The organism is Burkholderia sola (genome assembly GCF_905400185.1).
Lineage (GTDB): Bacteria > Pseudomonadota > Gammaproteobacteria > Burkholderiales > Burkholderiaceae > Burkholderia > Burkholderia sola.
The window spans coordinates 2,518,731-2,537,318 of the sequence record NZ_FR989675.1; the positions used below are offsets into that span (position 1 = coordinate 2,518,731).

General features: G+C 64.1%; 19 protein-coding genes and 1 tRNA gene. All 20 read right to left on the reverse strand.

The window, feature by feature from the left end; all coding sequences use genetic code 11:
- Nucleotides 1–6 precede the first annotated feature (6 nt).
- The 20 genes from KR541_RS11565 to KR541_RS11660 all read right to left on the reverse strand — a co-directional run bounded on the left by KR541_RS11565 (nt 7) and on the right by KR541_RS11660 (nt 18,558).
- Nucleotides 7–597: an NUDIX domain-containing protein gene (locus KR541_RS11565; RefSeq protein WP_050016481.1), complete on the reverse strand. Its 591-nt coding sequence runs from the start codon at nt 595–597 to the stop codon at nt 7–9.
- A gap of 39 nt (nt 598–636) precedes the next feature.
- Nucleotides 637–933, reverse strand: a complete 297-nt coding sequence (locus KR541_RS11570) for a DUF2818 family protein (protein WP_006478276.1) — start codon at nt 931–933, stop codon at nt 637–639.
- Complete coding sequence (gene nuoN / locus KR541_RS11575; RefSeq protein ID WP_175886159.1) at nt 933–2,387, reverse strand: NADH-quinone oxidoreductase subunit NuoN; 1,455 nt, start codon at nt 2,385–2,387, stop codon at nt 933–935. Before nuoN ends, KR541_RS11570 begins: the two co-directional genes overlap by 1 nt.
- Before the next feature lie 39 nt (nt 2,388–2,426).
- Nucleotides 2,427–3,917: an NADH-quinone oxidoreductase subunit M gene (locus KR541_RS11580; protein WP_050016477.1), complete on the reverse strand. Its 1,491-nt coding sequence runs from the start codon at nt 3,915–3,917 to the stop codon at nt 2,427–2,429.
- Nucleotides 3,918–3,935: 18 nt separating this feature from the next.
- Nucleotides 3,936–5,996, reverse strand: coding sequence for an NADH-quinone oxidoreductase subunit L (gene nuoL, locus KR541_RS11585; protein WP_050016476.1), 2,061 nt, complete (start codon nt 5,994–5,996; stop codon nt 3,936–3,938).
- 17 nt (nt 5,997–6,013) lie between these two features.
- Nucleotides 6,014–6,319: an NADH-quinone oxidoreductase subunit NuoK gene (gene nuoK, locus KR541_RS11590; RefSeq protein WP_006478272.1), complete on the reverse strand. Its 306-nt coding sequence runs from the start codon at nt 6,317–6,319 to the stop codon at nt 6,014–6,016.
- Between the two features lie 18 nt (nt 6,320–6,337).
- Complete coding sequence (locus KR541_RS11595) at nt 6,338–6,988, reverse strand: NADH-quinone oxidoreductase subunit J (protein ID WP_011545812.1); 651 nt, start codon at nt 6,986–6,988, stop codon at nt 6,338–6,340.
- A gap of 112 nt (nt 6,989–7,100) precedes the next feature.
- On the reverse strand, nt 7,101–7,589 hold the full coding sequence (gene nuoI / locus KR541_RS11600; RefSeq protein WP_006484869.1) for an NADH-quinone oxidoreductase subunit NuoI: 489 nt from the start codon (nt 7,587–7,589) through the stop codon (nt 7,101–7,103).
- Nucleotides 7,590–7,599: 10 nt separating this feature from the next.
- On the reverse strand, nt 7,600–8,667 hold the full coding sequence (gene nuoH, locus KR541_RS11605; protein ID WP_050016474.1) for an NADH-quinone oxidoreductase subunit NuoH: 1,068 nt from the start codon (nt 8,665–8,667) through the stop codon (nt 7,600–7,602).
- A complete protein-coding gene (nuoG, locus tag KR541_RS11610; protein ID WP_050016472.1) occupies nt 8,668–10,998 on the reverse strand; it encodes an NADH-quinone oxidoreductase subunit NuoG in 2,331 nt (776 codons plus the stop codon). It lies immediately after the preceding gene.
- Between the two features lie 85 nt (nt 10,999–11,083).
- Nucleotides 11,084–12,406 carry an NADH-quinone oxidoreductase subunit NuoF gene (nuoF, locus tag KR541_RS11615; RefSeq protein ID WP_017331620.1) on the reverse strand — a complete coding sequence of 441 codons (1,323 nt, stop codon included), beginning with the start codon at nt 12,404–12,406 and terminating at the stop codon, nt 11,084–11,086.
- A complete protein-coding gene (gene nuoE / locus KR541_RS11620; RefSeq protein ID WP_050016470.1) occupies nt 12,403–12,888 on the reverse strand; it encodes an NADH-quinone oxidoreductase subunit NuoE in 486 nt (161 codons plus the stop codon). Before nuoE ends, nuoF begins: the two co-directional genes overlap by 4 nt.
- Nucleotides 12,889–13,070: 182 nt before the next feature.
- Nucleotides 13,071–14,324, reverse strand: a complete 1,254-nt coding sequence (locus KR541_RS11625; RefSeq protein ID WP_034184888.1) for an NADH-quinone oxidoreductase subunit D — start codon at nt 14,322–14,324, stop codon at nt 13,071–13,073.
- A gap of 9 nt (nt 14,325–14,333) precedes the next feature.
- Nucleotides 14,334–14,936 carry an NADH-quinone oxidoreductase subunit C gene (locus KR541_RS11630; RefSeq protein ID WP_216089545.1) on the reverse strand — a complete coding sequence of 201 codons (603 nt, stop codon included), beginning with the start codon at nt 14,934–14,936 and terminating at the stop codon, nt 14,334–14,336.
- A gap of 21 nt (nt 14,937–14,957) precedes the next feature.
- The gene (locus KR541_RS11635) at nt 14,958–15,437 is read right to left on the reverse strand and encodes a NuoB/complex I 20 kDa subunit family protein (protein WP_006398799.1); all 480 of its coding nucleotides are present in this window, start codon (nt 15,435–15,437) and stop codon (nt 14,958–14,960) included.
- A 62-nt stretch (nt 15,438–15,499) separates the two neighbouring features.
- Nucleotides 15,500–15,859: an NADH-quinone oxidoreductase subunit A gene (locus tag KR541_RS11640; RefSeq protein ID WP_006398798.1), complete on the reverse strand. Its 360-nt coding sequence runs from the start codon at nt 15,857–15,859 to the stop codon at nt 15,500–15,502.
- Between the two features lie 153 nt (nt 15,860–16,012).
- Nucleotides 16,013–16,097, reverse strand: a tRNA-Leu gene (locus KR541_RS11645).
- Nucleotides 16,098–16,207: 110 nt separating this feature from the next.
- Nucleotides 16,208–16,570 carry a preprotein translocase subunit SecG gene (gene secG, locus KR541_RS11650; protein WP_050016466.1) on the reverse strand — a complete coding sequence of 121 codons (363 nt, stop codon included), beginning with the start codon at nt 16,568–16,570 and terminating at the stop codon, nt 16,208–16,210.
- A gap of 72 nt (nt 16,571–16,642) precedes the next feature.
- Nucleotides 16,643–17,398, reverse strand: a complete 756-nt coding sequence (gene tpiA / locus KR541_RS11655; protein WP_050016464.1) for a triose-phosphate isomerase — start codon at nt 17,396–17,398, stop codon at nt 16,643–16,645.
- Between the two features lie 140 nt (nt 17,399–17,538).
- Nucleotides 17,539–18,558: an NAD(P)H-quinone oxidoreductase gene (locus KR541_RS11660; protein ID WP_050016461.1), complete on the reverse strand. Its 1,020-nt coding sequence runs from the start codon at nt 18,556–18,558 to the stop codon at nt 17,539–17,541.
- Between the last annotated feature and the right edge of the window lie 30 nt (nt 18,559–18,588).

The window sequence follows — 18,588 nt, forward strand, 5'->3', positions numbered from 1 at the left end:
CCGTGCTCAGGGCGTGACGACCGGCCCGAGCGGCCACGCGCCGGACAGCACCTTGTCGAGCCACATCGTGCCGATGATCGTCTTCACGTCGGAGATCTGGCCGGTGCGCACCCATTCCTGCAGGTCGGCCAGCGTCGCGGTGAAGGTTTCGAGGAATTCGCCTTCGTCGAGCTTGCGCTCGCCGGCCGTGAGCCCGCGCGCGAGGTACAAGTCGATGAATTCGGTCGAATAGGAAATGATCGGGTGAATACGGGCCAGGAACACGTATTCGCGCGCCGTGTAGCCGGTTTCCTCGCGCAGTTCGCGCGCCGCACACGCGAGCGCGCCTTCGTTCGGGTCGAGCTTGCCGGCCGGGAATTCGGCCATCACCTTGCCGATCGGATAGCGAAACTGGCTCTCCATCAGCACGCGGCCGTCGTCGAACAGCGGGATCACCATCACCGCGCCCGGGTGTTGCACGTATTCGCGCGTGGCATTCTTGCCGTCCGGCAGACGGACGGTGTCGCGCTTGAGCTTGAGGAACGCGCCTTCGAAGATCGCCTCGCTTTCGAGGCAGGTTTCGGTCAGTGCGGCGTCGTGATTGGGTAGTTCGGCCATCGGCGGCTCCTGAATGAGCACGACGGACGGCCGAAGCCGTCAGCGTCGTTTGACGAGATACTGGAACGTGAAGCCGGGAAACGCGAACACAACGAAGAGACTGAACGTGATCGCGTAAAACTGCCAGCCCTGTTCGAAGCGGTTGCCGGCGCGCGACTCGAGCCAGAAGCCGAGCGCGCCGACGACGAAGTACAGCACGATCAGCTCGCCGATCCGCACCCACGCGTTCTTCTTCGTCGCGCCGAACGGCACGACGGCGAAGAGGCGTTGATTCAGGAACGGCAGGTTGGCGCAGACGAGCGCCAACAGCACGATGAACCAGCCGGCTGCCGACATTACAGCGGCAGCGTGTGACGGATGGCCTGCAGGCAGGCGGTCAGCAGCGGGCTCGGGATCAGACCGAGCACGACGACGGCCAGGCCGTTCAGCACGAGGATCGTGCGCTTGCAGAAATCGCCCGAGATCGGCGTCGAATCCTGCGGGGCATCGAAGTACATCAGCTTCACGATGCGCAGGTAGTAGAACGCGCCGAACAGCGACGTGATCACGGCCAGCACGGCCAGCCACGTGAGGCCCGCGTTGACGGTCGCCTCGAGCACGGCGAGCTTCGCGTAGAAGCCGACGGTCGGCGGGATGCCGGCCAGCGAGAACATCATGACCATCATCACGAACGCGAACACCGGGCTGCGCTTGTTGAGGCCCTTGAAGTCGTCGATCGTTTCCGCTTCGAAATCGCGGCGCGCGAGCAGCATCACCACGCCGAACGAGCCGAGCGTCGTGATCAGGTAGACGATCGCGTAGAACATCGCCGAGCTGTACGCGTTCGCCGGTGCCGCCGCGTCGCCCTTCACGATGCCGGCGAGCAGGCCGAGCAGCACGAAGCCCATGTTCGAGATCGCCGAGTACGCGAGCATCCGCTTGATGTTGCGCTGGACGATACCGGTGATGTTGCCGACGATCAGCGACAGCGCGGCGAGGATCACGAGCGCGGTCTGCCAGTTCTGCGCGAGCGGCAGCAGGCCCATCACCAGGAAGCGCAGGCCCCATGCGAACGCGGCAACCTTCGGGCCGCCGCCGACAAACAGCGTCATCGCGGTCGGTGCGCCCTGGTAGACGTCCGGCACCCACATGTGGAACGGCACGGCGCCCAGCTTGAACGCGATACCGGCGACGATGAAGACCACGCCGAACATCAGCACGGCCGCGTCGGTGTTGCCGCCGACCGCCTTGTACACCTCGCCGAGCTCGAGCGAGCCGGTCGCGCCGTAGAGCATCGAGATGCCGTACAGCACGAAGCCCGACGCGAGCGCGCCCAGCACGTAGTACTTCATCGCGGCTTCGCTCGACTGGGCAGCATCGCGGCGCAGCGCGATGACCGCGTACAGCGACAGCGACATCAGTTCGAGGCCGAGGTACAGCGTCAGGAAGTTGTTGCCCGACACCATGACCAGCTGACCGAGCAGCGAGAACATGCCAAGCAGGAACACGTCGCCGCGGAACATGTCGCGGTCTTCGAGGTACTTGCGCGAATAGACGAGCGACACCGCGAAACCGAACGACACGACGGCCTTCATCGTGCTCGCGAACGAGTCGACGACGACCATCTTCGAGAAGAAGTAGTACTGCTGCGGGTCGAGCGCCTGGACCGAGAACCACACGCCGGCGACGACCGACGAGACGACCGCGATCAGATAGGTCAGGCGGCGGCCGGACGCACCGGTAAAGGTGTCGTTCAGCCAGGCGACGACGATGGCGGCCAGCACCAGCGCGTCAGGCAACAGGACATTCATAGGGGCGTTTTGCATGATCTTGAGTTCCTCCGCTCGCGATTACTGGGCCAGCGGCAGCTTCGACTGCGCGACGTGGGAGAGGAGGTTTTCGACGGAAACGTGCATCACGTCGGTGAAAGGCTTCGGATACAGGCCCATCAGCAGCGTGAACGCGGCAAGCACGGCCAGCATCAGGAATTCGCGACGGCCGATGTCCTTCAGCTTGGCGACGTGATCGTTCGCGACGGCCCCGAAGTACACGCGCTTGTACATCCACAGCGTGTAGGCCGCGCCGAGGATCAGCGTGAATGCCGCACCGAAGGCGATCCAGAAGTTGTACTGGACGGCCGCGAGAATCACCATGAACTCGCCGACGAAACCCGACGTACCCGGCAGGCCGCAGTTGGCCATCGAGAACAGCATCGCGAATGCCGCGAACTTCGGCATCACGTTCACGACGCCGCCGTAATCGGCGATCTGGCGCGAGTGCACGCGGTCGTACAGCACGCCGATGCACAGGAACATTGCGCCCGACACGAAGCCGTGCGAGATCATCTGGATGATCGCGCCTTCGACGCCGAGCTGGTTGAAGATGAAGAAGCCGAGCGTGACGAAGCCCATGTGCGCGATCGACGAATACGCAACCAGCTTCTTCATGTCGGCCTGCACCATCGCGACGAGGCCGATGTAGATCACCGCGATCAGCGACAGCGTGATCACGACCGGCGCCAGGAAGTGGCTCGCGTCAGGCGTGATCGGCAGCGAGAAACGCAGGAAACCGTATGCGCCGAGCTTCAGCATGATCGCGGCCAGCACGACCGAGCCGCCCGTCGGCGCTTCCACGTGCGCATCCGGCAGCCACGTGTGCACCGGCCACATCGGCACCTTCACCGCGAATGCGAGGAAGAACGCAATGAACAGCAGGATCTGCGGCGTCATCGCGATCTTCGCGTTCTGCCACGTCGCGAGGTCGAACGAATGCGTCTGCGTGTACAGGTAGATCAGCGCGACCAGCATCAGCAGCGAGCCGGCCAGCGTGTACAGGAAGAACTTGAACGCCGCGTACACGCGGTTCGGGCCGCCCCACACGCCGATGATGATGTACATCGGGATCAGGGTCGCCTCGAAGAACACGTAGAACAGCAGGCCGTCGGCCGCCGAGAACACGCCGATCATGATCCCGGACAGGATCAGGAACGCCGCGAGGTACTGCGCGACGTTCTCGGTGATCACTTCCCACGCGGCGATCACGACGATCACCGTGATCAGCGCGGTCAGCACGACGAACCACATCGAGATGCCGTCGACGCCGAGGTGATACGCAATGTCGAAGCGTTCGATCCAGGTCGACTTCTCGACGAACTGCAGCGCAGCCGTGCTCGAGTCGAAGCCCGTGATCAGCGGGATCGTGACCGCGAGGCCGAGCAGCGCGCCGATCAGCGCGACCCAGCGGGCCGTCCCCGGATTTTTGTCGTTACCCACCGCCAGCACGAGGAGGCCGAAAACGATCGGCAGCCAGATCGCGGTACTGAGAATCGGAAAAGCGTGCATTAGTGTTGTCTCCCCGCCTTATTTGCCGCCGAGCGTTACAAACAGGGTCAGGAGCCCCAGCATGCCGATGATCATGGCGAACGCGTAGTGATAGATGTAACCGGATTGGAGGAAGCGGATCACGCCGGCGAACCAGCCGATGAACCGGGCGCTGCCGTTGACGAGGCCGTCGATCACTACGACGTCGCCCTCCTTCCACAGGCCGCGGCCGATCGCCACCGAACCGCGGGCGAACACCACTTCGTTGATCTTGTCCATGTAGTACTTGTTGTCCAGCAGCGTGTAGATCGGGCCGAACGCGCGGCGGATCGACGCCGGCAGTTCCGGACGCTTCAGGTACAGGAACCACGCGACGACCACACCGGCGAGCGCCAGCCACACCGGCAGGCCCGACACCGAGTGCAGGCCCATGCCGACCCAGCCGTGGAACTCTTCGGCCATCTCGGCCAGCGCCGGATGGTTTTCGCCGATGAAGATCACCTTGTCGAATGCGACGCCGTGCTGGAAGAAATCGCCGAACAGCATCGGGCTGATCGCGATCGCGCCGATGATCACCGACGGGATCGCCAGCAGGACCAGCGGCACCCACACGACCCACGGGGTCTCGTGCGGCTCGTGCGCGTGGTCGTCATGACCGTGGTCGTGGCCATGGCCGTGATCGTCGTGGCCATGTGCGGCGGCCATGCCCATCGGCGATTCCGGATGCTTCGGATGGCGGAAGCGCTCTTCGCCGTGGAACACCAGGAAGTACATGCGGAACGAGTACAGCGCCGTGACGAACACGCTCGCGACGACCGCGAAGTATGCGAAGCCCGAACCCGGCAGGTGCGACAGCTTCACCGCGTCGATGATCGAGTCCTTCGAGTAGAAGCCCGAGAAGAACGGCGTGCCGATCAGCGCGAGCGAACCGACGAGCGACGTGATCCACGTGATCGGCATGTACTTGCGCAGGCCGCCCATGTTGCGCATGTCCTGGTCGTGGTGCATGCCCATGATGACCGAGCCGGCGCCGAGGAACAGCAGCGCCTTGAAGAACGCGTGCGTCATCAGGTGGAACACGGCGACCGGGTAGGCGGACACGCCGAGCGCGACGGTCATGTAGCCGAGCTGCGACAGCGTCGAATACGCGACCACGCGCTTGATGTCGTTCTGCACGATGCCGAGGAAGCCCATGAAGAGCGCCGTGATCGCGCCGATCACCGTGATGAACGACAGCGCGGTATCCGACAGCTCGAACAGCGGCGACATGCGCGACACCATGAAGATGCCGGCCGTGACCATCGTCGCCGCGTGAATCAGCGCCGAGATCGGGGTCGGGCCTTCCATCGAGTCCGGCAGCCACACGTGCAGCGGGAACTGCGCCGACTTACCCATCGCGCCGATGAACAGGCAGATACAGGCGACGGTCAGCAGGCCCCAGTCGGTGCCCGGGAAGTGCAGGCTCGCGAGTTCCGCGCGCTTCGCGAACACTTCGCCGTAGTTCATCGAGCCGGCGAACGCGAGCAGCAGGCCGATGCCGAGCAGGAAGCCGAAGTCGCCCACGCGGTTCACGAGGAACGCCTTCATGTTCGCGTAGATCGCGCTCTCACGCGTGAAGTAGAAGCCGATCAGCAGGTACGACACCAGACCCACCGCTTCCCAGCCGAAGAACAACTGCAGGAAGTTGTTGCTCATCACGAGCATCAGCATCGAGAACGTGAACAGCGAGATGTACGAGAAGAAGCGCTGGTAGCCGTCTTCTTCCGCCATGTAGCCGATCGTGTACACGTGCACCATCAGCGAGACGAAGGTCACGACGACCATCATCATCGCGGTCAGCGAATCGACGAGGAAGCCGACCTCGAGCTTCAGCGAGCCGACGTTCATCCATTCGTAGACGGTCGCGTTGAAGCTTGCGCCGCCCATCACGTCGAGGAAGACTTTCGCCGACAGGAGGAACGCGATCATGACGCCGAGGATCGTGATCCGGTGTGCGCCCTTGCGCCCGACTGCGTTCCCGAACAGCCCCGCAATCAGCGAGCCGGCCAGCGGAGCGAGCGGAATCGCCAGCAGCAGGTTTTCATTGAGTGTCGTTGACATAACAGCGTAGCCTGAAATTAACCTTTGAGCTGATCGAGATCCTCGACATTGATCGTGTCGAGCTTACGGAACAGGGTCACCAGAATCGCGAGGCCGATCGCGGCTTCCGCTGCGGCGACGGTCAGCACGAAGAACACGAAGATCTGGCCGTGCACGTCGCCGAGGTAATGCGAGAACGCGACGAAGTTGGTGTTCACCGCCAGCAGCATCAGTTCGATCGACATCAGGATGATGATGACGTTGCGGCGGTTCAGGAAAATCCCGACGATCGCGATCGCAAACAGGATCGCGCCGAGCACAAGGTAGTGAGCAAGAGTCAGCATGGTTTTCTTTTCCTCCGCTTAGCCGTTGGTGCCCGAGCCGGCTTCGCTCTGCGCCGTCTCCGGCTGCGGCTTGTCCGCTTCCATCTTCACGAGGCGCACGCGGTCGTTGCGGCGCACCTTGACCTGATCCGACACGCGCTGGCGCTTGCTGTCCTTGCCCTTGCGCTCGGTCAGCCCGATCGCGGCGATGATCGCGACCAGCAGCACGAGGCCGGCGATTTCGAACGCGAAGATGTAGTCGGTGTAGATCACCTTGCCGATCAGGCGCGTATTCGACCAGTTGGCCATCTCGCCCGTCGCCATCGCATGCACGGTGTGCGTGTCGCCGTAGCCGCGCCACAGGATCAGCGCGGTTTCGATCACGATGATCGCGCCGACCACGGTCGCCATCGGTACGAAGCGCTTGAAGTCGCGGCGCAGGTAGTCGATGTTGATGTCCAGCATCATCACGACGAACAGGAACAGCACCATCACCGCGCCCACGTAGACCAGAACCAGCAGGATCGCGAGGAACTCCGCTTCCAGCAGCATCCAGATCGCGGCGGCGTTGAAGAACGCCAGCACAAGGAAAAGCGCAGACGCCACCGGGTTGCGCGAAGTGATCACCTTCAGCCCTGATACCACCAGGAGCAGCGCGAAGATGTAGAACAGTACGGTCGTGAATTCCATGATTACCGGTTCATCGTTAGGCCATAGTCAGGCGCGGCTTGCGGAAGGCCCGCACCCGTCGCGGCGGCTCGGCCCGTTCATCGTTCATGCCGGGCCGGCACTGCAAACACAATCAACGATACGGCGCGTCGGCAGCCTTCGCCGCTGCGATGTCCTTCTCGTAGCGGTCGCCCACCGCGAGCAGCATATCCTTCGTGAAATACAGGTCGCCGCGCTTTTCGCCGTGGTACTCGAGAATCTGCGTCTCGACGATCGAATCGACCGGGCAGCTCTCTTCGCAGAAACCGCAGAAGATGCACTTCGTCAGGTCGATGTCGTAGCGCGTGGTGCGGCGCGTGTTGTCCGCGCGCGTTTCCGATTCGATCGTGATCGCCAGCGCGGGGCACACGGCCTCGCACAGCTTGCACGCGATGCAGCGCTCTTCGCCGTTCTCGTAGCGGCGCAGTGCATGCAGTCCGCGGAAACGCGGCGAAATCGGGGTCTTCTCTTCCGGGAACTGCACGGTGAACTTGCGCTTGAACGTGTAGCGACCGGTCAGCGCGAGCCCCTTCAGCAGCTCGGTCAGGAAGAAGGTCTTAAAGAAGTGTTGGATAGCCGTCATGATTTCGTCCTTACTTCACCCAGATGTTCAGCGGCGACATCATCCAGAAGCCGACCACGACCACCCAGACCACCGTGACGGGCAGGAACACCTTCCAGCCCAGACGCATGATCTGGTCGTAACGGTAGCGCGGGAACGTCGCACGCACCCAGATGAACACCGACAGCAGCGCGAAGACCTTCAGCACCAGCCAGAAGATGCCCGGGATGAACGACAGGAATTCGAACGGTGCGTCCCAGCCGCCGAGGAACAGCGTCGCAGCCAGCGCCGAGATCACGATCATGTTGATGTACTCGGCGAGGAAGAACAGCGCGAACGCCATGCCCGAGTAATCGATCATGTGACCCGCGACGATCTCCGACTCCCCTTCCACCACGTCGAACGGGTGACGGTTCGTTTCGGCGATGCCCGAGATGAAGTAGACGACGAACGCCGGCAGCAGCGGCAGCCAGTTCCACGACAGGAAGTTCACGCCGTGGCCGGCGAAGAAGCCGTGCTGTTGCGAACCGACGATTTCCGACAGGTTCAGGCTGCCGGCCGTCATCAGCACGAGCACCAGCGCGAAGCCCATCGAGATTTCGTACGACACCATCTGCGCCGCGGCGCGCATTGCACCGAGGAACGCGTACTTCGAGTTCGACGCCCAGCCGGCGAGAATCACCGCGTACACGCCGATCGACGAGATCGCCATCGCGTACAGCAGGCCCGCGTTCACGTTCGCGAGCACGGCTTCGGCCTGGAACGGGATCACCGCCCACACGGCGAATGCCGGCACGACGGTCATCACCGGCGCGATCAGGTACAGCCAGCGGCTGGCGGCGCTCGGCTGAATGACTTCCTTCAGCAGCAGCTTCAGCACGTCGGCGATCGGCTGCAGCAGGCCGCCGGGGCCGACGCGGTTCGGGCCGAGACGCACGTGCATCCAGCCGATCAGCTTGCGTTCCCACAGAATCAGGTACGCGACGCACAGCAGGATGACGACGGAGACGACGAGGATGCGCACGACTGCCCACACCGTCGGCCATGCGAAGCCGAGAAGCTCGGCCCCGCCCGCGTTGATCGTATCGAACAAGCTCATTTACGCCTTCTCCACCACCAGTTCACCGAACAGGCTGCCGAGCGCTGCGCCGGCAGGCGTCGCCGCCGACACGCGAACGACCGTCTCCGCAAGATTCGCGTCGCGCACGGCCGGCAACTGCACCGCACGCTCGCCCTGGCGCACGCGCACCGCGTCGCCTTCCTTCAAGCCCAGCTTGTCGAACAGCGCGGCCGGCAGGGCTGCCGCGTTCGCCGCCTTCGCGGCGGCCGTCAGGTGCAGCGCACCCGCGCGGCGCACGAGCGCGTCGGCGTGATAGATCGGCACATCGGCCAGGCGCTCGAAACCGCCGTTCGCGGCATTCGCCGCGGCACGGGCCGGCGCGACCGACGTCTGGTTCGACAGGCGGCCCGCGACGCCGGCGTCGCCGAGCGCGGCGAGACGCACTTCTTCCGCGGTCTCGTATTCGAAGTTCGGCAGGCCGAGCAGGCTGCCGAGCACGCGCAGCACCTTCCAGCCCGGACGCGTGTCGCCGAGCGGGCGCACGACGCCGTTGAAGCTCTGCACGGTGCCTTCGGCGTTGACGAACGTCCCGGCCGTTTCCGTGAACGGCGCGACCGGCAGCAGCACGTCGGCGTAGTCGAGGCCGTGCTTGAACGGCGACATCACGACGACCATTTCCGCCTGGTTCAGCGCGGCCAGCGCCTGTGCCGGATCGACGGTGTCGAATTCCGGTTCGACGTTCAGCAGCACGTACCCCTTGCGCGGCTGCGTGAACGCTTCGCGTGCGTTCAGGCCGCCTTCGCCCGGCAGTGCGCCGACGACGTGCGCGCCGACCGTGTTCGCCGCTTCCGTCAGGAAGCCGAACGTGGCGCCGGTGTTGTCGGCGATCCACTGCGCGACGGCGTGCAGTTGCGCGAATTGCGGATGACGGACCGCGACGTTGCCCAGCAGCACCGCGCGTCGTTCGCCGTTCGCGAGCGACTGCGCGACGGCTTGCGCGGCCGCCGATGCGGTGACGCCCGCGAGCGCGTCGGGCAGCGCGACGCCGCGCAGTTGCGCGACGGCCGCGGCGATGCCGGCCAGCTCGTCGAGCCATGCGGACGGCGCGGCGACGATGCGTTGCGCGGTCGGGATCAGCGAATCGTCACCGGTCGCATGCAGGAAGTGCAGCTTCGCGCCGTTCTTCGCAGCCTGACGCAGGCGCGATGCGAACAGCGGGTGGTCGCGGCGCAGGAACGAACCGACGACGAACGCGGCGTCCACGTTCGACAGGTCGGCGATCGGCATGCCGAGCCACGGTGCGCCCTGGACCGGCGCCGAGAAATCCTGCTGACGCAGACGGAAGTCGACGTTCGGCGTCTTCAGTTCGTTGGCGAGCTGCTTCACGAGGAACAGCTCTTCCGCGGTGCTGTGCGCGCTCGCGAGCATCGCCAGCGCGTTCGCGCCGTGATCCGCGGCGATGCCCTTCAGGCCCTTCGCGACGTATTCGAGCGCGGTCTGCCAGTCGGTTTCGATCCACTGGCCGCCCTGCTTCAGCATCGGCTTCGTCAGGCGCGCTTCGCTGTTGAGGCCTTCATACGAGAAGCGGTCCTTGTCCGAGATCCAGCATTCGTTGATCGCTTCGTTCTCGAACGGCAGCACGCGCATCACGCGGTTGTTCTTCACTTGCACGACGAGGTTCGCGCCGACGGAATCGTGCGGGCTCACCGACTTGCGGCGCGACAGTTCCCACGTCCGGGCGCTGTAGCGGAACGGCTTGCTGGTCAGCGCGCCGACCGGGCACAGGTCGATCATGTTGCCCGACATTTCGGAGTCGACCGTCTTGCCGACGAACGTCGTGATTTCCGAATGCTCGCCGCGGCCCAGCATGCCGAACTCCATCACGCCGGCGATTTCCTGGCCGAAACGGACGCAGCGCGTGCAGTGGATGCAGCGCGACATTTCTTCCATCGAGATCAGCGGGCCCACGTTCTTGTGGAACACCACGCGCTTTTCTTCCGAGTAGCGCGACGACGACTTGCCGTAGCCGACCGCCAGATCCTGCAGCTGGCATTCGCCGCCCTGATCGCAGATCGGGCAATCGAGCGGGTGATTGATGAGGAGGAATTCCATCACCGACTGCTGCGCCTTCACAGCCTTGTCGGACTGCGTGCGGACGATCATGCCGGCCGACACGGGGGTCGCGCAGGCCGGCACGGCCTTCGGCATCTTCTCGACTTCGACGAGACACATCCGGCAGTTGGCCGCAACCGACAGTTTCTTGTGATAGCAGAAGTGAGGAATGTACGTGTCCGCCTTGTGCGCAGCCTGGATCACCATGCTGCCTTCGGGCACCTCGACCTTCTTGCCGTCTATTTCAAGTTCAACCATGATGGTGAATGGTCCTTAACCTATTTCCGCCCGTTCGCGCCTTCGCCCGACCGTGCGCTCAAATTCCGCAACCGGGTGTTTCGCTTCAGGCCGCCGCAGCCGAAGCCACATGCGGCGCGTGACCGCCGACCATGCAATGCTTGTGCTCGACGTGGTACGCGAATTCGTCCCAGTAGTGCTTGAGCATCCCGCGAACCGGCATCGCCGCCGCATCGCCGAGCGCACAGATCGTGCGGCCCATGATGTTCTCGGCCACCGAGTTCAGCAGGTCCAGATCTTCCTGGCGCCCTTCGCCGTGCTCGATACGATTCACGACGCGATACAGCCAGCCGGTGCCTTCACGGCACGGCGTGCACTGGCCGCACGATTCCTCGTAGTAGAAGTACGACAGGCGCAGCAGCGAGCGCACCATGCAGCGCGTCTCGTCCATCACGATCACCGCGCCGGAACCGAGCATCGAGCCCGCCTTCGCGATCGAATCGTAGTCGAGATCCGTCTGCATCATGATGTCGCCCGGGATCACCGGCGCCGACGAACCGCCCGGAATCACGGCCTTGATCTTCTTGCCGCCGCGCATCCCGCCGGCGAGCTCCATCAGCGTCGCGAACGGCGTGCCGAGCGGCACTTCGTAGTTGCCCGGACGCTCGACGTCGCCCGACACCGAGAAAATCTTCGTGCCGCCGTTGTTCGGCTTGCCGATCTCGAGGTAATTCTGCGGCCCGATGGACAGCAGGAACGGCACCGCGGCGAACGTCTCGGTGTTGTTGATCGTGGTCGGCTTGCCGTACACGCCGAAGCTCGCCGGGAACGGCGGCTTGAAGCGCGGCTGGCCCTTCTTGCCTTCGAGCGACTCGAGCAGCGCCGTTTCCTCGCCGCAGATGTACGCGCCGTAACCGTGGTGCGCGTGCAGCTGGAACGAGAATTCCGAGCCCATGATGTTGTCGCCGAGGAACCCGGCCGCGCGCGCTTCATCCAGCGCGGCTTCGAAGCGTCGATACACTTCGAAGATCTCGCCGTGGATGTAGTTGTAGCCGACGGTGATGCCCATCGCGTATGCGCCGATGGCCATGCCTTCGATCAGCGCGTGCGGGTTCCAGCGCAGGATGTCGCGATCCTTGAACGTGCCCGGCTCGCCTTCGTCCGAGTTGCAGACGAGGTACTTCTGCCCCGGGAACTGACGCGGCATGAAGCTCCACTTCAGGCCGGTCGGGAAGCCCGCACCGCCGCGGCCGCGCAGGCCCGACGCCTTCACGTCGGCGATCACCTGCTCGGGCGGAATCTTTTCTTCGAGAATGCGGCGCAACTGCTTGTAGCCGCCGCGCGCAACGTAGTCTTCGAGGTGCCAGTTCTCGCCGTTCAGACCAGCGAGGATCAGCGGTTTGATGTGACGGTCGTGGAGGGACGTCATTTCGAGAGCTCCTCAAGCAGCTGGTCGATCTTCTCGCGGCTCATGAAGCTGCACATTCTGTGATTGTTCACCAGCAGCACCGGCGCATCGCCGCACGAGCCCATGCATTCGCCTTCCTTCAGCGTGAACCTGCCGTCGGGCGTGGTCTCGCCGAAGCCGATGCCCAGCTTCTGTTTCAGGTAGTCGGCAGTCGCTTCCGCGCCGCCGTGCGGGCCGAGCTGGCACGGCAGGTTCGTGCAGAGCGTGATCTTGTGCTTGCCGACCGGTTTGAGCTCGTACATCGTGTAGAACGTCGCGACTTCCTGCACGGCGACCGCCGGCATGCCGAGATAGTCCGCGACGAACTGCATCAGTTCGGGCGACAGCCAGCCATGCTCTTCTTGAGCCACGGCCAACGCCGACATCACGGCGGACTGTTTCTGATCGGCGGGATACTTCGTCAACGCTCGATCGATTTCCTTCAGGCCTTCAGCTGAGATCATTTTCAGACACGACTCTTTCAATTCCTACCGAACGAACAACCTGCCGCACACTGGGGTGCATGGACGGCAGACCTGGCGCTCACTCTGTTGACAGCTTGCGAAGCCGCGCCGGTTCGGCGCATACCGCTTGTGACTTCGCGTGCGACTGACTGCTCGCCGCCCGCGCGCGGGCGGCGCAACCATTAGCGATCGATTTCGCCGAACACGATGTCCTGCGTACCGATGATCGTGACGGCGTCGGCGATCATGTGACCGCGCGCCATTTCGTCGAGCGACGCCAGGTGCGCGAAACCCGGCGCGCGAATCTTGAGGCGATACGGCTTGTTGGCGCCATCCGACACGAGATAGATGCCGAACTCACCCTTCGGATGCTCGACCGCCGCGTACGCTTCGCCTTCCGGCACATGGAAACCTTCGGTGAAAAGCTTGAAGTGGTGAATCAAGTCTTCCATGTTGGTCTTCATGCCGACGCGCGACGGCGGGGCAACCTTGTGATTGTCCGTCATCACCGGGCCCGGATTCTTGCGGAGCCACTCAATACACTGTTTCGCGATGCGGATCGACTGGCGCATTTCTTCGACGCGCACCAGATAGCGGTCGTAGCAATCGCCGTTCACGCCGACCGGCACGTCGAAATCCATCCGGTCGTACACTTCGTAGGGCTGCTTCTTGCGCAGGTCCCACGCGATGCCCGAGCCGCGCAGCATCGGGCCCGTCAGGCCCATCTGCAGCGCACGTTCCGGGCTCACCACGCCGATCCCGACCAGACGCTGTTTCCAGATCCGGTTGTCGGTCAGCAGCGTTTCGTATTCGTCGACGCACTTCGGGAAGCGCGTGAAGAAATCGTCGATGAAGTCGAGCACCGAGCCGCTGCGCGCTTCGTTCATCTTCGCGAGCGCCTTCTCGTTGCGAATCTTCGACGCCTTGTATTGCGGCATTGCGTCAGGCAGATCGCGATAGACGCCGCCCGGACGATAGTAGGCCGCGTGCATCCGGGCGCCGGACACCGCTTCGTACACGTCCATCAGGTCTTCGCGTTCGCGGAACGCGTACAGGAATACGGCCATCGCGCCGACGTCGAGCGCATGCGCGCCGATCCACATCAGGTGGTTCAGCACGCGCGTGATTTCGTCGAACAGCACGCGGATGTACTGCGCGCGCTCCGGCACGTCGATGCCGAGCAGCTTTTCGATCGCGAGCACGTAGCCGTGCTCGTTGACCATCATCGACACGTAGTCGAGACGGTCCATGTACGGCACGGACTGGATGAAGGTCTTGGATTCCGCGAGCTTTTCGGTCGCGCGGTGCAGCAGGCCGATGTGCGGATCGGCACGCTGGATGACTTCGCCGTCGAGCTCGAGCACGAGGCGCAGCACGCCGTGCGCTGCCGGGTGCTGCGGGCCGAAGTTGAGCGTGTAGTTCTTGATTTCTGCCATGACGCCCCCTTAATGTTTCAGACCGCCATAGCGATCCTCGCGGATCACGCGCGGCGTGATTTCGCGCGGCTCGATCGTCACCGGCTGGTACACGACCCGCTTCTCTTCCGGGTCGTAACGCATTTCGACGTAGCCCGACACCGGGAAGTCCTTGCGGAACGGGTGACCGATGAAGCCGTAGTCGGTGAGGATGCGGCGCAGGTCGGGGTGGCCTTCGAACACGATGCCGTACAGGTCGAACGCTTCGCGCTCGTACCAGTTCGCCGAGGTCCAGATGTCGACCAGCGACGCCACGATCGGCAGATCGTCGTCCGGCGCGAACGCGCGCAGGCGCAGACGCCAGTTGTTCGTGACCGACAGCAGGTGCGACACGGCCGCGAAGCGCGGGCCGTCGTAGGCGCCGTCGCCGAAGGTCTGGTAGTCGACGCCGCAGAGGTCGATCAGTTGCTCGAAACGGAGCTTCGGATCGTCGCGCAGCGTCTTTGCGACTTCGAGGTAATCGCTCGCCTTCACGACGAGCGTCAGTTCACCGATCGCTTCGGTGAGGCTCACCACGCGCGCGCCGAGCGCGGCTTCGAGGTTTGCCTTCAGGGTCTCGAGTTTGCTTGCCATATTGAGGGGACGCTCGGGGCTTTATTGACGGGCGATGGTATTGGTGCGGCGGATCTTCGCCTGAAGCTGGATCACGCCGTAGACCAGCGCCTCGGCCGTGGGCGGACAGCCCGGCACGTAGACGTCGACCGGCACGATCCGGTCGCAGCCGCGGACCACCGAGTACGAGTAGTGGTAGTAACCACCGCCGTTCGCGCACGACCCCATCGAGATCACCCAGCGCGGCTCGGCCATCTGGTCGTACACGCGGCGCAGCGCGGGCGCCATCTTGTTGCACAGCGTGCCGGCGACGATCATCACGTCCGACTGACGCGGGCTCGGACGGAACACGACACCGAACCGGTCCAGATCGTAACGGGCGGCGCCCGCATGCATCATCTCGACGGCGCAACACGCGAGCCCGAACGTCATCGGCCACAGCGAGCCGGTACGCGTCCAGTTGATCAGCTTGTCAGCCGTCGTGGTGACAAACCCTTCCTTCAAGACCCCTTCGATACTCATTTGCTTTCCACTCCAGACGAGCGACCGAGCGTGGCCGCCCATGCAAACCGGCGATTAACCCATCACTCCCAGTCGAGGCCGCCTTTCTTCCAGATATAGGCAAAGCCCAGCAGGAATTCGAGCAGAAAAATCATCATTGCGATGAAACCCGGCCAGCCGATGTCCCGGAGCGCGACGCCCCACGGGAACAGGAATGCGGTTTCGAGATCGAAGATGATGAACAGGATGGCGACGAGGTAATACCGAACGTCGAACTTCATCCGGGCGTCTTCAAAGGCTTCGAAGCCGCACTCGTACGGTGCGTTCTTCTCGACGTCCGGCTTGTTGGGACCAAGGAGCTTGCCGATGCTGACCAGCGCTATACCTAAACCAGTGCCCACGAGGAGGAACAACAAGACGGGGTAATAGGCTGCGAGGTTCAAGGCAATCCTCTATCGGTTGGTTCTGAGCGTCCGGAGAATACCACTTCCGGCGGAAGGAATCATTTCGGAGTACAGGCGATCGCAAGACAACCGCAAGCCCACCCCAGAAATGAAAAATGCCAGCCACTAGAAGCGGCTGGCATTGAGTAACTTTGGTGCCGACGGCGAGACTCGAACTCGCACAGCTTTCGCCACTACCCCCTCAAGATAGCGTGTCTACCAATTTCACCACGTCGGCACTGCATGCAACTCGGGTTGTGCTGCTTGTTCCCGCGAATCGCTTCAAGAATTAAATTCTAACCCGAGTTCCGGATTTGTTCAACGCACAACCGCAAAAAAATTAACTTTTTATTTCGGGACATCCTGGCCCGGCGCGCTTGCGGCCGAAGCGGCTGCGGCGGACGCCGCGACAGCCGGCGCCGATGCCGGCGCGGTCGCTGCCGTGCCGAGCACGCCTGCCGACGGCGTCGACTTGTACGAACCGAGGTACGTCAGCGCGAGCGTCGCGACGAAGAAGATCGCCGCGAGAATGCCCGTCGTGCGCGACAGGAAGTTCGCCGAGCCCGTCGCACCAAACAGGCTGCCCGACGCGCCGCTGCCGAACGCGGCGCCCATGTCGGCACCCTTGCCATGCTGCAGCAGCACGAGCCCGATCACGCCGAGCGCAGACAGCACCTGCACCACAATAATCAACGTCTTGAATAACAGCATCACACCCACCCGATTGGATCGGGCGACCGGACCGACCGGCCGCCGTCATGGTTCAATTCGATCTCGGACCGCTCAACGCGCGGCCCGGCAGATCGCCAGGAAATCTTCCGCCTTCAGCGACGCGCCGCCGATCAGGCCACCGTCGATGTCCGGCTGAGCAAACAGCTCTTCCGCGTTGTCCGGCTTCACGCTGCCGCCGTACAGCACGGACACGTCCGCCGCACCCTTCGCCGCGAGACGCGTACGCAGGAACGCGTGCACGTCCTGCGCCTGCGCCGACGTCGCGCTCTTGCCCGTACCGATCGCCCAGACCGGCTCGTACGCGACGACGATGCGGACAGCTTCGTCAGCCGTCAGCACGGCCAGCACCGCGTCGAGCTGCGCACCGACGACCTGCTCGGTCGCACCCGATTCGCGCTCGTCGAGCGTCTCGCCGACGCACACGACCGGCGTGAGGCCTGCCGCGAGCGCGCGTTGCGCTTTCGCGGCGACCGTCTCGCTGCTTTCGCCGTGATACGCGCGACGCTCCGAATGGCCGACGATCGCATACTGCGCGCCGAACTCCGCCACCATCGCGGCCGCCACCTCGCCGGTGAACGCGCCTTGCTCGTGCGCGGACACGTCCTGCGCGCCGAACGCGACACGGCCACCGCCGAGCTGCGCCTGAACCTGCGCGAGATACGGGAACGGCACGCACACGCCGATCGACGTTTCAGCCGCCACCGCGCCCGCACCCTGCACCACTTCGTTCAGCAGCGCCTGGTTGCCGGCCAGCCGGCCGTGCATCTTCCAGTTGCCGATCACTCGCTTTGTTCGTTGTTTCGACATCGTGTCTGTCTCGTCACTATCTTGTCATTAACGTGCCGGAACCCGGCCGTCAGGTTGGATCTGGCGAAGCAAACCCGCGATTTTACTGCGCGCGGCTTGAACCGGTCAAACCGCGTATGTCAAGCCCGCTGCGCGGGCCGTCACGCGTTCGTACCCCAATCGAGCACGATCTTGCCGATGTGCTCGCCGCTTTCCATCAGCGCATGCGCTTGCGCGGCCTCGCCGGCCGGCAGCACACGATAGATCACGGGCTTGATGCGACCGTCGGCCAGCAGCGGCCACACGCGCGCCTTCAACTGCGCGGCGATGCGCGCCTTGAACTCGACCGGGCGCGGGCGCAGCGTCGAGCCCGTCACCGTCAGCCGGCGGCGCAGGATCTCGTTCAGGTTGACCTCGGCCTTCGCGCCGCCGAGCAGCGCGATCAGCACGAGACGGCCGCCGTCCGCGAGCGCGGACAGCTCGCGCGGCACGTACGAGCCCGCCACCATGTCGAGGATCACGTCAACGCCGCGATCGTGCGTCAGCGACTTCACGACTTCGACGAAGTCTTCGGTCTTGTAGTCGATCGCGCGCTCGGCGCCGAGCGCCTCGCACGCGCGGCACTTGTCGGCGGTGCCGGCCGTCGCGAACACGCGAAAGCCGAGCGCATGCGCGATCTGGATCGCCGTCACGCCGATGCCGCTCGAGCCGCCCTGCACGAGCAGCGTCTCCTGCTCGCCGCCCTCGCCCGCGCCGAGCTGCGCACGGTCGAACACGTTGCTCCACACGGTGAAAAACGTTTCGGGCAGCGAGGCGGCCTCGACATCGGTGAGGCCGTCCGGCACCGGCAGGCACTGCGGCAGCGGCGCGACCGCATATTCGGCATAGCCGCCGCCCGCGAGCAGCGCGCACACGCGATCGCCGAGCTTCAGGCCGAACGGGTTCAGCGCCGCATCGGACACGTCGCCGCCGACGATCTCGCCCGCGACCTCGAGGCCCGGCAGATCCGACGCACCCGGCGGCGGCGCATAGGCGCCCTTGCGCTGGAACACGTCGGGCCGGTTCACGCCGGAAGCCGCCACCTTGATCAGCACTTCGCCGCGCTTCGGTTCGGGGCGCGGACGCTCCGCGAGCTTCAGCACGTCGGGGGCGCCGAATTCGGTGATTTCGATGGCTTTCATGGTGAGAATCGCTCCAGGATCGGAATCGGA

Excerpts from the sequence above, each read along its gene's own strand:
- nuoG (WP_050016472.1), bottom strand. The coding sequence starts at position 10,998 with ATGGTTGAACTTGAAATAGACGGCAAGAAGGTCGAGGTGCCCGAAGGC.
- KR541_RS11565 (WP_050016481.1), bottom strand. The coding sequence starts at position 597 with ATGGCCGAACTACCCAATCACGACGCCGCACTGACCGAAACCTGCCTC.
- KR541_RS11630 (WP_216089545.1), bottom strand. The coding sequence starts at position 14,936 with ATGGCAAGCAAACTCGAGACCCTGAAGGCAAACCTCGAAGCCGCGCTC.
- nuoN (WP_175886159.1), bottom strand. The coding sequence starts at position 2,387 with ATGAATGTCCTGTTGCCTGACGCGCTGGTGCTGGCCGCCATCGTCGTC.
- secG (WP_050016466.1), bottom strand. The coding sequence starts at position 16,570 with ATGCTGTTATTCAAGACGTTGATTATTGTGGTGCAGGTGCTGTCTGCG.
- KR541_RS11625 (WP_034184888.1), bottom strand. The coding sequence starts at position 14,324 with ATGGCAGAAATCAAGAACTACACGCTCAACTTCGGCCCGCAGCACCCG.
- KR541_RS11570 (WP_006478276.1), bottom strand. The coding sequence starts at position 933 with ATGTCGGCAGCCGGCTGGTTCATCGTGCTGTTGGCGCTCGTCTGCGCC.
- KR541_RS11660 (WP_050016461.1), bottom strand. The coding sequence starts at position 18,558 with ATGAAAGCCATCGAAATCACCGAATTCGGCGCCCCCGACGTGCTGAAG.
- nuoK (WP_006478272.1), bottom strand. The coding sequence starts at position 6,319 with ATGCTGACTCTTGCTCACTACCTTGTGCTCGGCGCGATCCTGTTTGCG.
- KR541_RS11580 (WP_050016477.1), bottom strand. The coding sequence starts at position 3,917 with ATGCACGCTTTTCCGATTCTCAGTACCGCGATCTGGCTGCCGATCGTT.
- nuoI (WP_006484869.1), bottom strand. The coding sequence starts at position 7,589 with ATGACGGCTATCCAACACTTCTTTAAGACCTTCTTCCTGACCGAGCTG.
- nuoL (WP_050016476.1), bottom strand. The coding sequence starts at position 5,996 with ATGTCAACGACACTCAATGAAAACCTGCTGCTGGCGATTCCGCTCGCT.
- KR541_RS11595 (WP_011545812.1), bottom strand. The coding sequence starts at position 6,988 with ATGGAATTCACGACCGTACTGTTCTACATCTTCGCGCTGCTCCTGGTG.
- tpiA (WP_050016464.1), bottom strand. The coding sequence starts at position 17,398 with ATGTCGAAACAACGAACAAAGCGAGTGATCGGCAACTGGAAGATGCAC.
- nuoE (WP_050016470.1), bottom strand. The coding sequence starts at position 12,888 with ATGATCTCAGCTGAAGGCCTGAAGGAAATCGATCGAGCGTTGACGAAG.
- KR541_RS11635 (WP_006398799.1), bottom strand. The coding sequence starts at position 15,437 with ATGAGTATCGAAGGGGTCTTGAAGGAAGGGTTTGTCACCACGACGGCT.
- nuoF (WP_017331620.1), bottom strand. The coding sequence starts at position 12,406 with ATGACGTCCCTCCACGACCGTCACATCAAACCGCTGATCCTCGCTGGT.
- nuoH (WP_050016474.1), bottom strand. The coding sequence starts at position 8,667 with ATGAGCTTGTTCGATACGATCAACGCGGGCGGGGCCGAGCTTCTCGGC.